This is a genomic window from Brevundimonas sp. KH_025, from assembly GCF_057839885.1.
Genome location: NZ_CM174501.1, coordinates 367,882 through 387,914, shown reverse-complemented (window position 1 = coordinate 387,914; position 20,033 = coordinate 367,882). Strand labels below are relative to the sequence as shown.

The 20,033-nt window shown below is 69.7% G+C and carries 19 protein-coding genes; 5 read left to right on the top strand and 14 right to left on the bottom strand.

Annotation, left to right across the window (positions count from 1 at the left end):
- Nucleotides 1–61: 61 nt before the first annotated feature.
- The 6 genes from AC3IS2_RS01945 to AC3IS2_RS01920 form a co-directional block, all read right to left on the bottom strand.
- Nucleotides 62–1,606 (bottom strand): L-aspartate oxidase, encoded by a 1,545-nt coding sequence (locus AC3IS2_RS01945; protein WP_489198996.1) that lies wholly within the window; start codon nucleotides 1,604–1,606, stop codon nucleotides 62–64.
- Nucleotides 1,603–2,493 carry a metalloprotease gene (locus AC3IS2_RS01940; RefSeq protein WP_489198995.1) on the bottom strand — a complete coding sequence of 297 codons (891 nt, stop codon included), beginning with the start codon at nucleotides 2,491–2,493 and terminating at the stop codon, nucleotides 1,603–1,605. Before AC3IS2_RS01940 ends, AC3IS2_RS01945 begins: the two co-directional genes overlap by 4 nt.
- 12 nt (nucleotides 2,494–2,505) lie before the next feature.
- A complete protein-coding gene (gene nadA / locus AC3IS2_RS01935; protein WP_489198994.1) occupies nucleotides 2,506–3,585 on the bottom strand; it encodes a quinolinate synthase NadA in 1,080 nt (359 codons plus the stop codon).
- 105 nt (nucleotides 3,586–3,690) lie between these two features.
- Complete coding sequence (locus tag AC3IS2_RS01930) at nucleotides 3,691–3,900, bottom strand: helix-turn-helix transcriptional regulator (protein ID WP_489198993.1); 210 nt, start codon at nucleotides 3,898–3,900, stop codon at nucleotides 3,691–3,693.
- On the bottom strand, nucleotides 3,893–4,585 hold the full coding sequence (locus AC3IS2_RS01925; RefSeq protein WP_489198992.1) for a hypothetical protein: 693 nt from the start codon (nucleotides 4,583–4,585) through the stop codon (nucleotides 3,893–3,895). Before AC3IS2_RS01925 ends, AC3IS2_RS01930 begins: the two co-directional genes overlap by 8 nt.
- Before the next feature lie 66 nt (nucleotides 4,586–4,651).
- Complete coding sequence (locus AC3IS2_RS01920; RefSeq protein ID WP_489198991.1) at nucleotides 4,652–4,987, bottom strand: GIY-YIG nuclease family protein; 336 nt, start codon at nucleotides 4,985–4,987, stop codon at nucleotides 4,652–4,654.
- A 174-nt stretch (nucleotides 4,988–5,161) separates the two neighbouring features.
- Between AC3IS2_RS01920 and ilvA the strand changes: the two genes are divergently transcribed.
- On the top strand, nucleotides 5,162–6,679 hold the full coding sequence (gene ilvA / locus AC3IS2_RS01915) for a threonine ammonia-lyase, biosynthetic (RefSeq protein ID WP_489198990.1): 1,518 nt from the start codon (nucleotides 5,162–5,164) through the stop codon (nucleotides 6,677–6,679).
- On the opposite strand, the gene AC3IS2_RS01910 is transcribed toward ilvA, so the two are convergent.
- The 4 genes from AC3IS2_RS01910 to AC3IS2_RS01895 all read right to left on the bottom strand — a co-directional run bounded on the left by AC3IS2_RS01910 (nucleotide 6,680) and on the right by AC3IS2_RS01895 (nucleotide 9,848).
- Nucleotides 6,680–7,210 carry a methylated-DNA--[protein]-cysteine S-methyltransferase gene (locus tag AC3IS2_RS01910; RefSeq protein WP_489198989.1) on the bottom strand — a complete coding sequence of 177 codons (531 nt, stop codon included), beginning with the start codon at nucleotides 7,208–7,210 and terminating at the stop codon, nucleotides 6,680–6,682. It lies immediately after the preceding gene.
- The gene (locus AC3IS2_RS01905; RefSeq protein WP_489198988.1) at nucleotides 7,191–8,297 is read right to left on the bottom strand and encodes a bifunctional transcriptional activator/DNA repair enzyme AdaA; all 1,107 of its coding nucleotides are present in this window, start codon (nucleotides 8,295–8,297) and stop codon (nucleotides 7,191–7,193) included. Before AC3IS2_RS01905 ends, AC3IS2_RS01910 begins: the two co-directional genes overlap by 20 nt.
- A gap of 79 nt (nucleotides 8,298–8,376) precedes the next feature.
- The gene (locus AC3IS2_RS01900) at nucleotides 8,377–9,525 is read right to left on the bottom strand and encodes a hypothetical protein (RefSeq protein ID WP_489198987.1); all 1,149 of its coding nucleotides are present in this window, start codon (nucleotides 9,523–9,525) and stop codon (nucleotides 8,377–8,379) included.
- 23 nt (nucleotides 9,526–9,548) lie between these two features.
- Nucleotides 9,549–9,848 (bottom strand): PadR family transcriptional regulator, encoded by a 300-nt coding sequence (locus AC3IS2_RS01895; protein WP_489200075.1) that lies wholly within the window; start codon nucleotides 9,846–9,848, stop codon nucleotides 9,549–9,551.
- Nucleotides 9,849–10,094: 246 nt separating this feature from the next.
- Here AC3IS2_RS01895 and AC3IS2_RS01890 point away from each other — a divergent pair, with 246 nt between their 5' ends.
- On the top strand, nucleotides 10,095–10,493 hold the full coding sequence (locus tag AC3IS2_RS01890) for an IPTL-CTERM sorting domain-containing protein (RefSeq protein ID WP_489198986.1): 399 nt from the start codon (nucleotides 10,095–10,097) through the stop codon (nucleotides 10,491–10,493).
- 44 nt (nucleotides 10,494–10,537) lie between these two features.
- On the opposite strand, the gene AC3IS2_RS01885 is transcribed toward AC3IS2_RS01890, so the two are convergent.
- Both AC3IS2_RS01885 and AC3IS2_RS01880 read right to left on the bottom strand, forming a co-directional pair.
- Entirely contained in the window at nucleotides 10,538–12,127 is a 1,590-nt protein-coding gene (locus AC3IS2_RS01885) for a GNAT family N-acetyltransferase (protein WP_489198985.1), read from the bottom strand.
- Nucleotides 12,128–12,218: 91 nt separating this feature from the next.
- Entirely contained in the window at nucleotides 12,219–13,007 is a 789-nt protein-coding gene (locus tag AC3IS2_RS01880; RefSeq protein WP_489198984.1) for a LytTR family DNA-binding domain-containing protein, read from the bottom strand.
- An 87-nt stretch (nucleotides 13,008–13,094) separates the two neighbouring features.
- Between AC3IS2_RS01880 and AC3IS2_RS01875 the strand changes: the two genes are divergently transcribed.
- The 3 genes from AC3IS2_RS01875 to AC3IS2_RS01865 all read left to right on the top strand — a co-directional run bounded on the left by AC3IS2_RS01875 (nucleotide 13,095) and on the right by AC3IS2_RS01865 (nucleotide 17,081).
- Nucleotides 13,095–13,721 carry a DUF2306 domain-containing protein gene (locus AC3IS2_RS01875; protein ID WP_489198983.1) on the top strand — a complete coding sequence of 209 codons (627 nt, stop codon included), beginning with the start codon at nucleotides 13,095–13,097 and terminating at the stop codon, nucleotides 13,719–13,721.
- A 100-nt stretch (nucleotides 13,722–13,821) separates the two neighbouring features.
- Nucleotides 13,822–16,482, top strand: a complete 2,661-nt coding sequence (locus AC3IS2_RS01870; protein ID WP_489198982.1) for a M14 family metallopeptidase — start codon at nucleotides 13,822–13,824, stop codon at nucleotides 16,480–16,482.
- Nucleotides 16,479–17,081, top strand: coding sequence for a hypothetical protein (locus AC3IS2_RS01865; protein ID WP_489198981.1), 603 nt, complete (start codon nucleotides 16,479–16,481; stop codon nucleotides 17,079–17,081). Before AC3IS2_RS01870 ends, AC3IS2_RS01865 begins: the two co-directional genes overlap by 4 nt.
- A 10-nt stretch (nucleotides 17,082–17,091) precedes the next feature.
- On the opposite strand, the gene AC3IS2_RS01860 is transcribed toward AC3IS2_RS01865, so the two are convergent.
- On the bottom strand, nucleotides 17,092–18,684 hold the full coding sequence (locus AC3IS2_RS01860) for a hypothetical protein (protein WP_489198980.1): 1,593 nt from the start codon (nucleotides 18,682–18,684) through the stop codon (nucleotides 17,092–17,094).
- A gap of 63 nt (nucleotides 18,685–18,747) precedes the next feature.
- Nucleotides 18,748–20,016 (bottom strand): dicarboxylate/amino acid:cation symporter, encoded by a 1,269-nt coding sequence (locus tag AC3IS2_RS01855; RefSeq protein WP_489198979.1) that lies wholly within the window; start codon nucleotides 20,014–20,016, stop codon nucleotides 18,748–18,750.
- Between the last annotated feature and the right edge of the window lie 17 nt (nucleotides 20,017–20,033).

Sequence of the window (20,033 nt, the reverse complement as noted above, 5' to 3'; positions counted from 1 at the left end):
CGCACGACGGGCTCGATCAGCAGGTCCGGCAGGGTTCGGGTCACGCAGATGTCCTTCAAGGTCAGAGGGTGGCGGCGAGGGCGGCGACTGCCGCCGCCTCGTCGTCGGCGCGGGCGAGCGCAAGCCGCATCCGCGTGTGTTCGGCCGTCGGCAGGCTGTCGGGATAGTCGGCGCGGTAATGCCCGCCCCGGCTCTCGCGCCGGTTCAGCGCGCCCTCGGCGATCAGCCGCGCAGCGGTCAGGACCACGGCGTCGCAGTTCGTCTGGGCCAGCCGGTCGATCACGGCGATCAGGGCCGTCAGCCCCGCCTCGTCGCGCACCACGCCCGCGAACCGGGTCATGGCGGCGCGCAGTTCCGCCATCGCTTCGGGCGGCAGGTCCTTCGACGCCCGCGCCGTCCTCAGGGCGACCTTCGGCGGCTGCACCTCGCGCGCCGCCGCCCGGCCCGCGCGGCGCCCGAAGGCGCCCGCTTCCAGCAGGGAGTTGGAGGCCAGACGGTTGGCGCCATGCACCCCGGTCGCCGCGCATTCGCCGATGGCGTAGAGGCCGGGAACCGTGGTCCGTCCCTCGTCGTCGGCGACGATGCCGCCCATGTGGTAATGCGCCGCCGCCGCCACCGGAATGGGGCTGACGCGCGGGTCCAGCCCGGCCCTCATGCAGGCAGAAAACACCGCCGGAAACTCATGCGGAAAGGCTTCGCCCACCGCCTTGGTGGCGTCCAGAAACGCGCCGCGTCCGTCGGCCCGCGCGGCGTGCACCACCCGCGCCACGATGTCCCGGGGGGCCAGATCGGCGTCAGCCTCCTCGCCCAGCAGGAAGGCGCCGCTCCCGTCGACCAGCCGCGCCCCCTCGCCGCGCAGGGCCTCGGTCGCCAGCGGCGCCGGGTCCAGCCCCACGTCGATAGCGGTGGGATGGAACTGCACGAACTCGGGGTCGAGGATGTCCGCGCCCGCTTCATAGGCCAGGGCCAGCCCCTCGCCGCGCAGGGCCGAGGGGTTGGTCGTCACTTCATAGAGACCGCCGATCCCGCCGGTGGCCAGAATGACGGCCGGCGCAAAGACCTCGTCCACCCGCCCGCCGGACCGCTCGATCAGGGCGCCGCGCACCCGGCCGTCCGCGTCCTGGATCAGGCCGCGCAGCCGCCCGTCTTCCCAGATCTCGATGTGCTTCGACGCCCGCGCGGCCGCCACCACCGCCGACAGGATGGCGCGTCCGGCCCCGTCGCCGCCGACCCGCGCCACGCGCGGCAGGCTGTGCGCCGCCTCCAGGCTGACGGAGAAGCCGCCCGCCTCGTCCCGGTCGAACGGCGCGCCCAGAAAGGCCAGCCATTCCACCGTCTCGCGCCCGCGCTCGGTCAGGGCGCGCGCCGCCTCGGGCTCGACCAGACCAGCCCCCGCGCCCTCGGTGTCTTTCGCATGGAGGGCCGCGCTGTCCTTGGCGCCCAGGGCCGCCGCCAGCCCGCCCTGGGCCCAGGCCGAGGAACAGGCGTTCAGCAGGAGCTCGGGCGTCACCACGAGCGTCTTCGCCGGCGCGGCCTCCAGCGCGGCCGAAAGCCCCGCCAGTCCGCCGCCGATGATCAGCGGCCCGTCATGCTTGATCCGGCTCATCCCCTCAGCCCGAGATAGCTCAGGCCGATGCGCAGGGCCTCCGCGCTCGACCCGTCCGCCAGCGGCAGCAGGGCGCCGATGGCCGCCGCCGCGCAGGCCGCCGCCGTCAGCAGATAGAGACCCAGACTCTGGCCCGCCTCGGGCCAGCTCAGCCTGCCCCAGTGCTCGCGCCAGACGCCGCGCCTCAGATGGCTGAAGATGGCGAAGCCGAGGAAGACCGCCAGGATGTACCGCCCCGTCGTCATACCCCACCAGACGGCCAGACCGCCGATCAGGATCAGGGCGACCTGCTCCAGCCGCGGATGCACCCGCGTCAGCACCGGGCCCAGGGCCTTGGACCCGTCCAGCGGCGGCGCGGGCAGCAGGTTCACCAGATTGAGCATGGCGATGAAGAAGGCCCCGACCAGCCAGGCCTTGCCGCCCGTCACCGCCCACAGGCCGACAAAGGGCAGCATGGCGACCAGACCGAAGGCCGGCCCCGCCAGCGACACCAGCACCCCGTGCCATTCACTCTTGGGATTGCGCTGACCCTTGGCCAGGCCGCCGAGGAAGGGAATGACATAGATGCGCGCCGGACCCATGCCGGCCCGGTTCATCGCCAGAACATGCCCGTATTCATGGACGAACAGGCCGAACAGGATGGCCACGGCCACGACCCAACTGCCCGTCACCCACCACAGGAATCCGCCCATCAGCAGGGTCGAGATAATGGCCCAGGCCGGATGCTGGCCCTTGTCCTCCAGCGGCGCGGCCTTGCGGGCGCGCACAGGTTCGGGCGCCGCCGGTTCGGGCGGCCGATCCCAGGGGCCGGGACGACGAGTGGTGTGGTCGGTATCGCTCATGGCGTCGAACTGGGCGCGCGACGACCGGCCCGCAACGGGCCGCATCGCCGCAGGACCTCAGATCAGCTCCACGTCGACGTGGTGGCGGGCCTTGATCAGGTCATAGCGCGCCGGGATCGCGGGCGGCGGCAGGTCGATCATCCGTTGCACGGCCAGACGCCCGCGCTCGGCCATCTCCGGCTCCACCGTCACCTCGAACTGCATGTATTTGAGGCAATCTCGGATATTTTGAAGCGTGATGCGCTTCATATGCGGGCACAGGTTGCAAGGGCCGATAAAGTCCACGCCGGGCACGTCGCCCTTGACGTTCGAGGCCATCGAGCACTCGGTGATCATCACCACCTGCTTCGGCTTGCGGTCGACCACATAGTCGATCATCGCCGCCGTCGATCCGGCGAAGTCGGACGCCGCTAGCACCTCTTCCGGGCATTCCGGGTGGGCCAGGATTTCCGCGCCTGGATAGGCCGCGCGCATCTCGGCGATGTCATCGGCGGTGAAGCGCTCATGCACCTCGCAGCGGCCCTTCCAGGCGATGATGCCGACGTTGGTCTGGGCCGCGACGTTGCGCGCCAGGAACTCGTCGGGGATCAGGATGACCTTGTCGACGCCCCATTCCCTGGCCGCCCATTCCACCACCTGAACGGCGTTGGCGCTGGTGCAGCAGATGTCGGTTTCGGCCTTCACGTCGGCGGTGGTGTTGACATAGGTGACGACCGGCAGACCGGGGTAGCGCTGCTTGATCAGCCGCACGTCCGCCCCCGTGATCGACGAGGCCAGCGAGCAGCCCGCGCGCAGGTCGGGGATCAGGACGGTCTTTTCCGGCGACAGGATTTTCGACGTCTCGGCCATGAAGTGCACGCCCGCCTGGACGATGACCTTGGCGTTCGAGCGCGCGGCCTCCTTGGCCAGACCCAGGCTGTCGCCGACATAGTCGCCGACCCCGTGGAAAATCTCGGGCGTCATATAGTTGTGGGCCAGGATGACGGCGTCGCGCTCTTTCTTCAGCGCATTGATCTCGCTGATCAGCTTCGCCTGTTCCGGCCACTCCAGCGGCGTCACCAGACCCTTGACCTTCTCCCACACAGGAGCGGTCTCTTCCGCCAGTTCCTTCGACAGACCGAAAGCGCCGTCCGCCATCGCCTCAACTCCCTTGCGGCCGTCTGCGCGGCCCCGACTTATGCTCAAAGTTAGCATAAGCGGGAATAATGTAGGCCGATCAGCGTGGGACGCAAGCCCAATCCGTCAGCCTTCCAGCGTGAACAGGGCCTCCAGCGGCACGTCGAGCGCCCGCGCCAGCGTCAACGCCACCAGGACGGAGGGGGTGAAGACGCCGTTCTCGACCGTGTTCACCGTCTTCCTCGACAGCTTCGCCCGGTCGGCCAATTCCTGCTGGGTCAGGCCCGCCGCCGTCCGCACCGCCTTCAGATGGATGACCAGTCGGGGATCAGCCACCGCTGGCCCGCCGGTCCAGCTGCCAGTAGCGCAGCCCCGCCGCCGAGGCCGTGATGAACATCAACCCAGGCAGAGCCGCCACCGCCGCCTCGGGTCGCCACAGACCCAGACCGAAGACGATGATCAGCCCGACCATGGCCACGGCCAGAGCCACGTTCAGCGCATCGCGACGGAAGGACAGGGTCAGTTCGTCCTCCAGCAGCCGCTTCATTTTCTTGTCGCCAGGATTGTCGAGACCCGCGACCATCAACAGCACCATGACCGAAATCATCGGCGACAGAGCGGCCATAAGCCAGTCCAGCATGTCGCCCTGTCCGTTCGCGATATCCCACGCGCCAGAGATCCCTCGAGTCACCAGAAAGAGTGACATCACCGGCATCAGCGCCATCGACACGGCGCGCTGCTTCTGAACCATGTCGCGATAGCCGCCCTTGGCGTTCTCGACGCGGATCGTGTCGCCGTTCGGCAGATGGCGACCACCCCAGGCAAAGCTGGCCACCACGACCCCGAGGCCGGCGAAGGCTAACACCAGCGCCAGCGGCTCGCCCAACGGCCATCCCGTGTGCCACAGCAGAACGGCGCAAGGCAGGGCTGTCAGCCCCAGCCCGCCCAATCCAGCCGCCATCCACAGACGCCGGGTCCGAAGCCGCTCGTTCGCCTTCGCCTGTTCGAGTTCGTCGCCCATCCGCCCCTCGCATGATACCTACAGGTTACATATCACCTATCGGTTACATGACAAGGGCGAACCCGCCTAGAGGCTCTCCGCCGATAGCCGCGCAGCCCACAGGGCGGCGCGCTTCTTCAACTCGTCCTTGCGGGCCATGTCGGACAGGTCGGGCGACAGACGGTCCAGTTGCTCGAAGCGGAAGCTGTCGGCGCCGTGGGCGTTCCATTCGGCTTGCAGCGACTTGAAAGGGCTGCTGCCCAGCTTGAGCGAGAACCACAGGCCGTTCTGCTGGGTGTCGATGTGGCGGCTCTGCCCCACCCAGGCGCGGCCGGTGGCGGAACAGATGACGGCGAACACCCCGGCGATGGTGGCCTGATCCTTGTAGTCGGCGATGAGCGCCTTGCGGTCTGCGGACGTCATGGACGCCTCCCTTTGTTTTACCCGGGTCAAATAGCAGAACTTATTACCCGGGTAAATATGTGGGCGACATCGCCGCCGCACCGCCCAGACGCGCAAACCCCTTCCCCTGAGCGCCGCTTCTGCCCTAGACGAAAGGTCGATTGATCCTCCCCGTCGCGTCGCTCCGAGAATTTCGTGCAAGACACCGTCCGCCGTATCCTGACCGCCCGCGTCTATGACGTGGCCGAGGAAACCCCTCTGGATCCGCTGAAGCGTCTGTCGGCGCGGCTCGACCGCCCGGCCCTGCTGAAGCGCGAGGACCTGCAGCCGGTCTTTTCGTTCAAGATTCGCGGCGCCTACAACAAGATCGCCGCCCTGAGCGAGGCCGAGCTGGCGCGCGGCGTCATCTGCGCCTCGGCGGGCAATCACGCGCAGGGCGTGGCCCTGGCGGCGGCGAAACGCGGCGCGGCCTCGACCATCGTCATGCCGACCACCACGCCGGGCATCAAGGTCTCGGCGGTCAAGGCCCTGGGCGGTCAGGTGGTGCTGCACGGCGACAGCTTCGACGACGCCTACGCCCACGCCCGCACGCTGGAGGCCCAGACCGGCGCCACCTTCGTCCACCCCTTCGACGACCCCGACGTCATCGCCGGGCAAGGCACGGTCGGGCTGGAAATCCTGCGTCAGCACCCGGACCCGATCGAGGCCGTCTTCGTGCCGATCGGCGGCGGCGGTCTGGCGGCCGGGGTCGCCGCCATCGTCCGCTTCCTGCGCCCCGAGGCGAAGATCATCGGCGTCGAACCCGCCGACGCCCCGACGATGAAGAGCGCCATCGACGCCGGCCATGTCGTCACCCTGGATCAGGTCGGCCTGTTCGCCGACGGGGTGGCGGTGAAGCGCGCGGGCGACCACACCTTCCGCCTGTGCCGCGACCTGCTGGACGAGATCGTCCTGGTCGACACGGACGAGATCTGCGCGGCGGTGAAGGACATCTTCGACGACGTGCGCGCCGTGGCCGAGCCGGCCGGCGCCGTCGCCCTGGCCGGGATGAAGGTCTGGGCCGCGCGCCATCCCGGAAGCGGCGCCCTGGTGGCGATCAACTCGGGCGCCAACGTCAACTTCGACCGGCTGCGCCACGTCGCCGAACGGGCCGAGATCGGCGAGGGGGCCGAGGCCCTGCTGGCCGTGGCCATGCCCGACCGCCGCGATGACTATCACCGCTTCCTGCAGGCGCTGGACGGCCGCTCGGTGACCGAGTTCAACTACCGCTGGTCCGGCGACGGGCGGGCGCAGATCTTCGTCGGCGTGGGCCTGAAAAGCGGCGCCCATGAGCGCGAGGAACTGATCACCCGCCTGCGCGCCGACGGCTACGCGGTCGAGGACATGAGCGACAACGAGACGGCCAAGCTGCACGTCCGCTACATGGTCGGCGGCCGCACCATCGGCCTGCCGCACGAGCGCCTGCTGCGCTTCGAGTTCCCTGAGCGCCCCGGCGCCTTCCTGCGCTTCCTCAACAGCCTGCAGCCCGCCTGGGCCCTGACCCTGTTCCACTATCGCAACCACGGCGACGACGTCGGTCGGGTGTTGGCCGGGATCAGCGTCCCGCCGGATCAGGCGGCGGCCCTCGGCGTTGCGCTGGACACCCTGGGCTATCCTTACGTGGACGAAACCGACAATCCGGCCTGCCGCCTGTTCCTGGACGGCGCCGCCTGATCAGAACAGGCCGGTCGTCGCGCCCTCGTGCGCCAGCAGCCAGCGTTTGCGCTCCAGTCCGCCGGCATAGCCGGTCAGGGTTCCGTTGGCGCCGACGACGCGGTGGCAGGGCACGATGACCCCGACCGGATTGGCCCCGTTGGCCAGACCCACGGCCCGCACGGCGGCGGGCTTGCCGATGGCGGACGCCAGTTGCCCGTAACTCCAGGTCTCGCCCGCCGGAATGGTGCGCAGCGCGGCCCAGACCTGACGCTGGAAGTCGGTGCCGCCGGTCTTGACCGCGATCCCGTCCAGAGCCTTGGCCTCGCCGCCGAAATAGGCCGCGACCGCCGCCCGCACCGCCTCGGGCGCCCGGCCCTCGGTCAGCGTCACCTCGCCATAGTGGCGCGCCAGCAGCTTCAGCATCCGCGCCTCGTAATCCACGAAGTCGAAGGCCCGCACCGCGCCCTCGGCGTCCGTGACCAGCAGGACCTCGCCCACCGGCGAGGCGATGCGATCGAGGGTGAAGGTCTCAGGCTGCGTCTTTTTCATCGTCGCTCTCCATGATCCGGGCGCTGTCGATCCCCGCTTCCCGCAGGTGCAGCGCGCCATAGGCCCGCCAGGGCCGCCATTGCTCGGCTCGCGCTTCGAGCCGTTCATCTTCCAATCGGTCGCTGGTCATGTCAGCGGCCTCATCGACCCAGTCGCCGGGCAGACGCAGGCCGGGCCGCGCCCGGACCAGGGGCGCCAGCAGAGGATCGGCCGACAGATCGCGCTGGATCGCCTCCGGGTCCGCCGACAGGTCGAACACCCGCCGCACCCGCGCCAGCACGCCCGGCAGGGCCTTCAGGTCCGAGGCCGCGACCGTGACGGCCAGCCGGCTCCCGCCCTCGAACCGGGCCGAGACCTCGCCGGTCGCGCCGTCCGCGTCGGGCGTCAGGTCACGTCGCCAGACGCCGCTCTCGACGCGTTCGCCCCGCGCCGCCAGGGCCGCCAGCATCGCCTCGACTTCATAGGGCGGACGGTAGGGCAGGCTCAGCCTGATCCCGCCGTCGCCCGTCTTCTCGGCCCGTCGCCGCAGCGCCGACGGCGGACGGCCATACAGGCCCTGAAACGTCTCGTTGAAGCGCCTCACGCTGCCGAAGCCGGACCCCAGCGCCACCTCGGCCATGGCCAGATCGGTCTGGTGGATCAGGGCCTTGGCCAGCAGCACCCGCCGCGTCTGGGCCACGCTGACCGGGGCCGCGCCCAGATGCTGACGGAACAGGCGGCGCAGGTGCCGCTCGCCCACCCCCAGCCGCGCGGCCAGACCATCCACGTCGCCCTCATCCAGAGCGCCGGCCTCGATCAGACCCAGGGCTCGGCTGACGGTGTTGGAGGTGCCGCGCCACGCGCCCATGTCGGGCGCCGTCTCGGGGCGGCAACGCAGACAGGCGCGGAACCCGGCCTCCTCGGCCGCCGCCGCCGAGGCGACGAAACTCATGTTCTCGCGCTTGGGGGTCCTGGCCGGACAGACCGGGCGGCAATAGATCCCCGTCGTCTTCACGCAGGTGAAGAACCGCCCGTCGAAGCGCGGGTCGCGCGTCAGGACGGCGCGGTGGCAGGCCTCCTGATCCAGACTGTCGCGGGCGTTTTCCATGAGTGCAGAATGCGCCCGCGACGTCGCTCTGTCTCGCGGTTTTCGGACATGACGGCGCCGAGCCAGAAGGGAGAGGCGCTCAGTCCCTGATCGTCGCGACGCGCCACATCTGGGTCAGGATGTCGAACACGAGGCACAGCATGGCCGCCGCCAGCACCCAGCTCAGCACCGTGCCCAGGGTCATGGCCGTGTCGGCCAGGCCGCGCCCCGCCTCATTGATGGCGCGCAGGGCGTCGAAATCGACCACGTTGGGCGGCCCGCCGACGACCCGCGCCGTCTGATCGCCCTGGGTCAGGGTCGCCCAGTGCCCCGCCTGGAACAGCCGCCAGCCGATCCACAGCCCCGCCGCCGCCAGCGGGATCTTCAGGACGGCGCAGAACCGCGTCGCGCTCGGCCGCCACAGGGCGATGGCGTCCACGGCGATCCCCGCCACGGCCCAGGCCAGGATCGGCGCGAACAGGACGCCCCAGATCGGCGCCGCCGCAACGCTGACCTCGCTGCGCAGAGCAAACGCGCCCAGGCCCGGGATGCGGATGACGCCGATCCACCACAGGACGAAGACCACGCCGAAGACCAGCGACCACAGGGCCTCGGCCGCCGGTTTCGTCTCGGCCCGCAGGCCCCATACGCGCGGCGCTTCGGCCGAGGCCTTGGCCGCCGCCGCCTTCACCCCGTCCTTGGCCGTCCGGGCGCCCGAGCCCATGGCCACGCCCCATTTCGCCGGGTCGGCCAGACCGAAGGCCGGCAGGTCGCTGACCCGCCACGTCGTCAGCCAGGCGGGCTTCATGCCGTAGTGCTCCATGATCGCCCCGGCCAGGGTCAGCGCGCCCAGCAGGGTCAGGCCGCCGGAGAAGAAGCCGTGGAAGGCGTGGGCGATCGCCTGGCCGAAATCCGCCGGATCGCCCAGGACATTAAGGACCAGTCCCAGCACCTGCAGTCCGGCGATGATCAGCAGCCCGGCCCTGGCTCCGAACAGCCAGTAGGGAAACAGCTCAGGCCCGATCAGACTGTCCGGTCCCTTGCGATAGCGGGCGGCGACGACCAGCGGGTGGCCGATCTCATGCAGGATCGTCTCCTTCTCCTCGTCGCTCAAGGCTCGGCCCAATTCCTCCTCGCGCGCCTCGACGCGGCTCAGGATCAGGTCCCGCAGCTCGGCGACGATGTCCTCGCGGTCCTCAACCGACAGTTGCGCCGCGACGGCCTCCAGATAGCGTTCGATCACGTCCATTTCGGTCTCCCTCCCCCGATATTTCACAGCATTCGATCCAGCGAGGCGTTGATGCCGCGCCATTCCTCGGTCAGGGCGGCCAGCATGGCCTCGCCCCCGGGCGACAGGACGTAGAAGCGCTTTTTCCGCTTCTCTTCCTTGCGCCATTCGCTGGTCAGCAGCCCCTGCCCCTCCAGGCGCCGCAGCAGCGGGTATAGGGTGGATTCCTCCATCTCCAGCCCGTCCGCCGCCAGGGCCTGACGCAGGGTGTAGCCGTAGCGTTCGGTCCGCAGGCAGGCGAGCACCGCCAGCACCAGCGACCCGCGCCGCAGCTCCAGCCGCATCGTCTCGAACAGGTCCTTGTCCACGCCGGCTCGCCTCACTCGTCGTCACATAGTGTGCGACATACAGTGTATGCGACATACTGTATGAAGCTGTCAACGACCTTTGTTATCGCGCCGTCGCCTCGCCCTTCTTGCGGATCAACGATCCGCTCAATTACGCTGTCAATTCAACGTGACGGAGAGCACGGACTGCGATAGCAGGCGCCCGAGACGCCGGCAGGGTCGCCGGCGTCAGAGGAGTTCAGTGTGCGAAAAATCGCCCCCCTGCTGATCGCGCTGTTTTTGAGCATCGGCATCGTCCAACCCGCCTTCGCAATGCAGATCTTCGTCAAGACGCTGACCGGCAAGACGATCACGCTTGATGTCGAGGGGAACGACACGATCGAAACCGTCAAGACGATGATCGAGGACCGGGAAGGCATCCCCCCTTCGAGCGTCCACCTGATCTTCGCCGGTAAGCAGCTCGATGACGCGCGCACGCTTGCCGACTACAACATCCAGAAGGAAAGCACTCTGCATCTGGTCCAGATGCAGCAGCCGGCGGCGGTTCCGACAATGTCGGAGTGGGCCATGATCCTGCTGGCGTTCGGCCTAGCCGGCGGCGCGGCGCTTCTCCTTCGGCGGCGACGTCCGACCCAGGCTTGATCCTGAGCGGACGCTCAACGCTTTGATCTCGCCGGCCCCGCGCTTCAAGGTCGTGCGGGCGCCCCGGCGACGCCGGGTCGAGGGGCGCCCCATCCCGCCGGTTTGAGCCGCATCCAGTCCGGAGCCAGGCCGCCTTCGCCGCCGAACGCGACGCGGGCGTTTTGATCCGGCCACAGCTTGGTCATGGCCGGCGCCGGTTGGGTTGAAAGGGCGAGGCGCAGGATCAGCCGCTTGGCCTCTTCATTCTCCGGCTGCAAGCGGACGGCCTCGCGACAGGCCTTGAGCGCCGCTGCGTCGTCTCCAAGGGCGTGAAGCGAAAGCGCCAGCTTCCACCAGGCGTTGTCGCCCACGGGCTCGACCGCCACCGAGCGGGAGAACAACTGCGCCGCCTCGGCGTGGTCGCCCCGCTTCGCCAGCAGACGGCCGAGGCGGTACAGCGTCAGCGCGTCGTCCGGCCGCATCGCCAGGATTTGGCGATAGGCGCGGTCCGCGCCGGCGATCTCGTTCTTCTTTTCCAGTTCGAACGCCATGCCGCTCATGGACTCCAGACATCTTGGGTCCAACTCGCCGCTCAGGTTGCGCCCGCTTTTGGTCGCCACGGAGCAGGCCCTCAGCCGCTGTTCTTGCGAAGCGAACAGGTATTTGTACGGCTCGTCGCCCCGCAGGAAATCATAGGTGACGAAGCCCTGGGCGATGGCGTGACGGATGCTGTGGGCGTGCAGCAGGTAGCCGGCAGGCGCCTCGTCGTAGGTCTCGTCTCGGCCGGTGATGAAGAACAGCATCGCCTTCTTGGTGTGGTCGACCAGGATCGCCAACGCGGCCACCGGCCGACCGCCGTGCCGGAACACGGGCAGGAACAGGGTTCCGTTGTTGGCGCAGCGGATCAGCATGGCGCGATTGCGTTGGACGATCGCTTCGGCCCTGGCGGCGCCTTTGCGGGGCTGCCATTTGACCTTCCAAAAGCCAAGCAGCATGTCGATGTCGCGCGTGTAGGTTTCGGCGTCGGCCCAGGTGATGTCGTAGTCCTCGGACGCCTCGACCTTGCGCAGCCAGCGCCGGATCTTTTGCCGGTTGTTGGCGCTGAGGGTCTCCAGATAGGCGTCCCAGTCCGACGGCAGGGCGATCGAGGGGCAGACGCTGTGGTCCGTATTCGTGATCTTGTCGACGTACTCGATGTCCTTGTGGACGAAACGACGCTCGTCGAAAGCCGCCAGGAAGAGCCGACGGCGCCGCTCGGACATCCACAAGTTGGGCATGTTCAGCTTGGCCCAGTTGAGTTTTCGCCGCAGGTAGTCGTTGAACGCCGAAACCGCCGCGGCCTCGAAGTCGGGATGGGTCAGGAGGCCCGTATGGTCGGAATACTCCCCGCCGGCGAGATACAGCTCGTTGAAGAACCCTCGCTCCTTGTCGAGATGCACCCGCATCCGCAGAGGCAGAAAGGCGACATAGCGGTCGTCCGCCGGCGTCGGCTTGGCCGCGAGCACCAGCCAGACCGTCCGGCTCGCCGCCAGCCAATCGGCGATCCAGCGCCATGACATGAACAGACTCGCCTCCGGGTCGGCCGCATAGGCCGCCTCCCAGTCGCCGCGCACGCCCTCGAGCGCGCCAAACTCTTCGATGACATCGATGTGCATTGCACAACCCCTTGCCGCTCAGCCGTGCGACAAACGGGGCCGTGATCGGTTTGGTTCCAAGTCGCGCGGCGAAGGGGGCTGACCGCCCGTCCTAGAACCAGCCGGCTTCTTTCAGCATCGGGCCATGGGTTCGGCTCACCGGCGCCGTCAGGCCGCCAACGAGGCGCATCTCGCCCACGCCGCGGCGCCAGCGCACGGCCTCCACCGCATCGGCGGCCACCCACCATGAGCGGTGCACCCGCCAGCCATGGGCGCGCGACAGCTCCTCCATGGCGTCGGCGAAGCGCAGGGTGATCAGTTCCGCCCCGGCGTCGGTGTGGACCTTCAGGTAGTGGTCGTGCGCCTCGATGGCGATCAGCCGCGCCCCGCGCCGCTTCGCCGAAAGGCGTCGCCGGAACGCCGCCTCGGCCTCGGGCAACGGCGGGGCGATGACGGTGCGCGTCTCGACCCGCGCGGGCGCGCGTCGCCAGACCAGGGCCCGCACCGCCATCACCGCCAGCAGGATGGGCCAGACCTGCCAGAGCAAATTCAGGAACCCCTCCACGTCGAGCCGCCCGCCCAGGAGAAGGTGTTCGGTGGTCATCACCAGCAGCGACACCAGAGGCGTCATGGTCAGGGACACCGCCGCTGTCCGCCGCCAAATTCCGGCGATGCGCGGGGCCAGCAGATCGTCGGCGGTGATGCCGATGACACCGCCCCCGACCATGCAGACCATCCAATAGATGTAGCGGTCGCCGTCCGGGATGCGGTCGGAACCGAACGGTCCCAGAAACCCCATCAGCAGGCCGATCACGATCAGCATGGCCAGGTCGACGGCCCACCGCGTCGCCGCTGCATTCGCCCCCTTCGCCTCTCCCATCATGCCGCCCTGTTCACGCAAGCCTGGCGCCGCTCGCGAAGCAAGGCCTAGCGAGCCGCCGCCCGTCCGGCAATGGCGTTCGGCGAAACCGCCAGAGAGGACCTCCGCTTGACCGCCATCGCATCCCCTTCGACCCGAACCGCCTCCTGGCGCGCCCGCATCGGCTGGATGCTCCTCGTCCTGCTCTGCCTGGGGATCGCCGGCTATTCCGCGCGCTATCTGCTGCATCCGCCGCAGACCCCGGCTCAGGCTCTGGGCAATCCGCTCGGCGTTCCGTGGCTCTTCATCCATGTCGCCGGTTCCGTCACCGCACTGGTGCTGGGTTCGCTGCAGTTCTTGCCAGCCCTGCGCCGAGGCTCCGGACCACCGCATCGCTGGATCGGACGGGTCTATGTCGTCGGATGCCTGGTCGGCGGCGCGGCCGGCCTGATCCTGGCGCCTGGCTCCCATGCCGGCCCGATCGCCTCGGCGGGCTTCGGAGCCCTGGCCGTCCTCTGGATCGCCGTGACCCTGCTCGGCTGGCGCGCGGCGATGCAAGGCCGCTTCATTGAGCACCGCCGCTGGATGATCCGATCCTGGGCGCTGACCCTGGCCGCCGTCACCCTGCGGCTCTACCTGCCGCTGGTTATGGTTCTGGATCTGCCTTTCCTGCCCTGGTATCGCGCCATCTCCTTCCTGGCATGGGTTCCCAACCTGATCGCGGCGGAACTCTGGCTCCGACGCCGGGGCCATTGAGGGGTGCGATCAGCGGGCCGCGGCCCGGCGGTTTCGACAACCCCGCCTTTCCTTCTCCGCAAAACGGCGGTTAAGCTGGCTTCAGTAGGGGGAAGTCTTCATGTCACGTCGTCGTATCGCCGCGCGTCCGTTGCTCGCGCTCAGCCTGGTTCTGGCCGCGGCCTCCACGCCCGTTCTGGCCCAGCAGACGCCGCCGACGCAGGACGCGGTCCTGGGCCATGCGCCGGGCACGCGCATCACCCGCCCGGCCGAGGTGCGCCGCTATTTCGAGGCCCTGCGCGCCTCGGCCCCGGACCGCATGGTCATCGGCGACTACGCGACGACCTGGGAAGGCCGCCCCCTGTTCTGGGCCGCCGTCGGCTCGCCCGCCAACATCGCCCGGCTGGATGCGATCAAGGCCGCGACGCGGGCGCTGGGCGATCCGCGCCGCACCTCGCCGGAACAGGCCCGCGCCCTCATCAACGACACGCCCGTCGTCGTCTGGATGGCCTATTCGGTGCACGGCAACGAGATCAGCCCCGCCGACGCCGCCATGGCCGCCGCGCGCCGCCTGATGGACGCCGCCGACGCCGAGGCCCAGGGCTGGATGCAGAACGCCGTGGTCGTCTTCGTCCCGACCCAGAATCCCGACGGGCGCGAGCGCTTCATCAACAGCTTCGAGGCCGGCCTGGGCGCCCAGCCCAATCCCGACCCCCTGTCGGCCGAGCGGGCCGAGCCCTGGCCGTCGGGCCGCTTCAACCACAACCTGTTCGACCTGAACCGCGACTGGTTCATCCAGTCCCAGCCGGAAACGCAAGGCCACGCCGCCCTGATCCGCGACTGGCGGCCCCAGGTGCTGGTCGATTCCCATGAGATGGGCTCGGACTCCAGCTTCTTCTTCCCGCCGGAAGCCGATCCGCTGAACCCCTGGATCTTCCCCCAGATCCTCGACGCCCGCGAACGCTTCGGCCGCAACAACGGCGCCCGCTTCGACCAGGCCGGGCTGGCCTATTTCACCCGCGAGACCTACGACGCCTTCTATCCCGGCTACGGCGACGGCTGGCCCGCCTATTTCGGCGCCGTCTCCATGACCTATGAGCAGGGCTCGGCGCGCGGCCTGATGGCGCGGCGCCGCACCGGCGAGGTCATGACCTACGCCGACACGGTCAAGGGCCACCTGACCGCCAGCCTGTCGACCATCGAGACCGCCGCCCGCGACCGCGAGAAGCTGCTGACCGACTTCTACGCCTTCCACCGCGACGGGATCGCGGGCGGGCGCGGCGCCTATGTCATCTCGCGCTCCGGCGCCGCCGACCCGGCCGCCGCCGACAAGCTGGCGGGCCTGCTGGTCCGCTCCGGCATCGAGGTCGGGCGCGCGAGCGCCTCCTTCTCCGCCTGCGGTCAGACCTACCGCCCCGGCGACTTCGTGGTGAACCTGTCCCAGCCCCAACGCCGCATGGCCGAGGTGCTGCTGGCCAAGGACGTGCCGCTGGATCCGAAATTCGTCGCGGCGCAGGAAGCCCGCCGCGCCCGCGGTCTGGGCGACGAAATCTATGACCTGACCGGCTGGTCCATGCCCCTGCTGTTCAACGTCCCGACCCAGAAATGCGCCGGCGCGCCCTCGGTCCAGACCACGGCGGTCGGCCCCGAACTGATCCGTCCGGTCGCGGTGGCGGGGACGGACGCGGCCTATGGCTATGCGATCAATCCGGGCACGGCGGGGATGCGCTTCCTGACCGCCGCCCTGAAGGAAAACCTGCCGGTCCGCTCGATCGAGGAAGCCTTCACCCTGGACGGCAAGGCCTATGCGGGCGGGGCCTTCATCGTGCCGCGCGCCGGTTCGCCCGCCGACCTGGACGAGCGCGTGCGCCGCATCGCCGCCGCCAGCGGGGCCGAGGTCACGGCCCTGGCGACCTCCTGGGTGTCCAGCGGCCCCAACGTCGGCTCGGATTACGCCGTCACCCTCAAGGCCCCGCGCGTCGCCATGGCCTGGGACGATCCGACCGATCAGGAATCCGCCGGCTCGATCCGCCATGTGCTGGAACGCGAATACGGCTGGCCGGTCACGCCGGTCCGCACCCGCCGCCTGTCGGGCGCCGACCTGTCGCGCTATCAGGTGCTGATCCTGCCGTCGGGCGGCGACTATGAGCGCATCCTGGGCGAGAGCGGCGTCGCCAACCTGCGCGCCTGGGTCCAGGGCGGCGGCGTCCTGATCGGCGTCGGCTCGGCCAGCCGCCTGCTGACGGACCCCGACGCCAAGCTGCTGGACAGCCGCCGCGAAACCGCCGTCGTCCCCGAAGGCGGCAAGAAGGACGAGGCCTCGGGCGCCACGGTCGCCGGAACCGAAATCGCCTCGGACATCGATTATCTGAGCCATACCGCCCACCGCGGCGGCTCGCCCGATTCGGTGGCCGGGGTTCTGGCCCACGCGGTGGTGGATCAGGAGCACTGGCTGGGCGCGGGCGTCGCGCGCGAGCTCAGCGTCATGGTGCGCGGCTCGGACATCTATACGCCGCTGACCCGCGAGCAGGGCACGAACGTCGTGCGCCTGGCCGGCCCCGACAGCGTCCTGGCCTCGGGCCAGCTGTGGCGCGAGAACCGTCGTCAGCTGGCCTATAAGCCGGTCGCCATGGCCTCGGAGGTCGGCCGCGGCCAGGTCGTCGCCTTCACCCAGGACGTGACCATGCGCGCCTTCCTGGAGGGGCTGAAACCGCTCTTCCTCAACGCCGTCTTCCGCGGCCCGGCGCATACGTCAGGCGGCAACGGCGAGGATCGGCGGTGATCGTCGGCGCCGCGCCTGGACGAAGCGCCGCCGCCGTCGCGGCGCTCGTCCTGCTCGGCGCCTGCTCGACCTTCCCCAAGGGGCCGCCCCTGATCGGCTATGATCCCGCGCCCTATGGCGACGCCTTCCGCGCCGCCGCCACGGAGGCCGTCCTGCGCGACGCCCTGGGCGAAAGCGTCTACGCGGCCTTCGGCGACGAAGCCTATCGCCTGTCGAGCCAGGGCCCTTGCTCGCCCGCGGCGCTCGCGGACTTCGCCGCCAGGCGTAGCGGCTGCACCGTCCTGCGGCCGGCCGATGGGCCGGACTGTCGCGAAACGGACCTGTGCCTACGCTTCGTCATGGATCGCGAGCTGGCCCGCGACCCGCGTGTCTGGCCCGTCGTCGAGCGCGCCCTTCTGCGCCCCTGCGAGGCCCTCACCCCGTCGAAAGGCCTGCCTTACGCCCGGTGGCCCTCGGTGGTCGGAAAGCCGGCACGGGCGTCCTGGGACCTGCTGCAATGCGATCGCCGCCGCCAGGTCACGAGCTCGGCCGTCACCCTCAGCGACAGCGGCGGCCAGACCATCGTCCGCCTGACCTTCGCCCTGACGCCCACGCGTTAAGGACGGCGGCTCAGTCTCTTGTCGCCAGCGGCGGCGCCGACGTGACGACCCAGGCCTTCGGCGCGCCTAGCGGGGTCTTGCACGCCGCATCGATCAGCTTGCCGTCCTGCGTCCTATAGCGCACCGGCAGGGACGCCGCGCAGCGCGCCTGAACCGCGAAGAACATGGCGGTCGCATCCTTGACCGGATCGAGATCCTCGACGGCCGCCAGCAGCGGATCGCCGGACAGCGGACCGCATGCCTGCTCCGTGTGCAGCTTGACGCCTTCCGGGTTCGTGAAGAAGCCCATGCCGCCTTCTTCGCAGTTCTCGGCGTTCACATGCCACAGAGCCGCCCTCCGATAATCGGACGGGGCCGGCCGATCTTCCAGCGTCACGCCCAGCGCCGCCAGCCGCGCATCGACGGTCGCCCAGCGCGCGTCGCCCGGCCCGTCCATCAGCGCCGCGACCGCGCTGTCGGGTTGCAGCAGGGCGCGGAAGTCGGCCGCGCCATAGCCGTCTCCCGCGCGCCCGGCGTCCAGCAGGGTCTTCCACAGATCGAAGACGTCGCGCGCGCCGCCGGACGCCCGGCGTGTCTCCAGGTCGGCGATCCACTGCACCACTACGCCGCAGTGATAGACGTTCGGCCCCGAGCGCAGGCTTTGGGGATCATAGTCGTCATCGCCCAGGCGGCCACGGCAGCCCTGCAGCCGCTGCGTCAGCGCCGCCTGCGCCTGGGCCTCGTCGATCACCCCGGTCGAGACGGCGGCGACCAGCGCGCCGTATTCGGCTCCGCCCTCGTGCAGCCAGGGGGCCGTTTGGCCGTCCTTCATCTTCATGCCGTTGCCGTTCCACAGGTGCAGGCTCTCGTGCCAGACGAAGGTGCCGAGCGGCACGGCCACATCCGGCGGCGGCGAGGCCCACATGTCGCCATGGAACCGCAGCGAGATGACGCCCGTATCGGTGACGTCGCCGCGATAGTTCGCCGGCCCCGGGCTGTCGGTCGAGATGATCAGCGTCGGCTCGGTCGGCAGGACATGGCCCAGCCGCGCGCCGTAAAATTTCTGGGCCGCAAAATAGCCGTCGCGCAACAGGGCGGTCAGGGCGGGCGGGGCCGAGGCGCTGGTCACGACCGCAGCCCCGTCGTGGCGCATCACCGCCTCCTGCGGCCCAAGATAGACGTAGCCCTTCACCGCGTCGGTCGTCGGCAGGGTAGCCTCGCCCGCGACCGGCCGCACGGTCAGCACCGCGTCCATGCCCTTCAGTTCCAGCCCCGGCCCATAGAGGACATGCCCCGTCCCCACGCGCGTCAGACCCATATAGATGCGGTCCACCTCGGCGGCGTCGGGCGCAATCTGAATCTCGAAGGTGTCGAACGGCTCGGCGCCCTCGACCGCCCCGTCCTTCAGCGTCAGCCCGGGCGTCGTCACCGTCCAGCGGTCGCGGATGACGCTGGCCGCCAGAAAGGCCGCGCGCGTCGTCGGCTCGGCCAGCCGCCAGGTCACGATCACGCCGCCGGGCGCGGTGCGCGCCTCGATGGTCGCGGCCTGTTCGGCCAGGGCCGGCGCCGAGGCGCCGCAGACCATCGCCAGGGCGGCGAACGCGCCAGCAATTTTCTTGTTCATGACTATTCCTCTGACGCCCCGGAGGAAGCTTGGCCTTAAGCCCATTGCCTCGTCAACCAGCGTTCACTCGGCGGCGACCTCGACCTCGCCGCCCTGGACGATCCGCGTCACGGCCATGTCGGCGGTGACATTGCCCAGGGTGCGGAAGATGTCGGGGATGACCTCGACCGCCAGCAGCAGGGGCAGCATCTCCAGCGGCACCCCCATGGCGATGCAGATGGGGGCGATGGAGGCGAAGAAGCTGACCTGACCCGGCAGGCCGACGGTGCCGATGCTGATCAGCATGGCCGTCAGCATGGCGGCGACCAGTTGCCCCGTCGACGGCTCGACGCCGAACAGGTGGGCGCAATAGATGGCCACCCCCAGGTTGGCGACCGGGCTGGTGACGCGGAAAATGGCCACCGCCAGCGGCAGGACCAGACCCGCCGTGGCGCGCGGCACGCCCAGCATGTCCACCGAGCGCTCGACCATGACCGGCAGGCTGGCCAGCGACGACTGGGTCGAGAAGGCCACCACCTGGGCCGGAGCCGCCGCCCGCGCGAACCGGCTCAGGCTGACGCGACCGAAGATCACGGCCAGCGGATAGAACAACAGACCCACGCCGATGCAGGCGATGGAGATGATGGCCACATAGTGCAGCAGGACGCCGGCCGCGCTGGCGCCCGCCGTCAGGCCGACGCCCAGCGACAGGGCGAAGACGCCCAGGGGCGCCGCCATCAGCACCCAGCGGACGATGACGATCATCGTCTCGCCCACCGCCTCGAAGAAGGTGACCAGCGGCAGACGCAGCCGCTCGGGCAGGCGCGAGGCCCCGAAGCCGAAGAAGACGGCGAAGACCACCATGCCCAGGATGGCGTCCTCGGCCGCCGCCCGGATCGGGTTGGACGGGGCGATGGTCTTGAGGAACTCGCTGAAGGGGGCGGCGGCGCCGATGCCCGCCGGCGCCGCCGGATGGCCGGCCAGCAGCAGACGCGCCCCCTCCGGGTCGATGGGCCACAGGGCGTGCAGCCCATAGGCGGCGCCGACGGCGTAGATGGTGGAGCCCAGAATCAGCACGCCGAACAGCAGCACCGCCTTCAGCGCCAGCCGCCCGGTCCGCGCCGCGTCGGCGATCGAGGCGATGCCCGTCACCAGCAGGGAGAAGACCAGAGGAATGATCGTCATGCGCAGGGCGTTCAGCCACAGCTGGCCCAGGGCGGCGATGAAGTCGGCGGTCCCGTGCCCGCCGGGCAGGCCCCACTTCTGCGCCGCCGCCCCCGCAGCCAGACCAAGCGCCAGCGCCAAAAGAACCTGGGCGCTCAGCGACGCCAGAAAGGATCGAGCCGTTTTCATACCGCCACGCTAGCAGC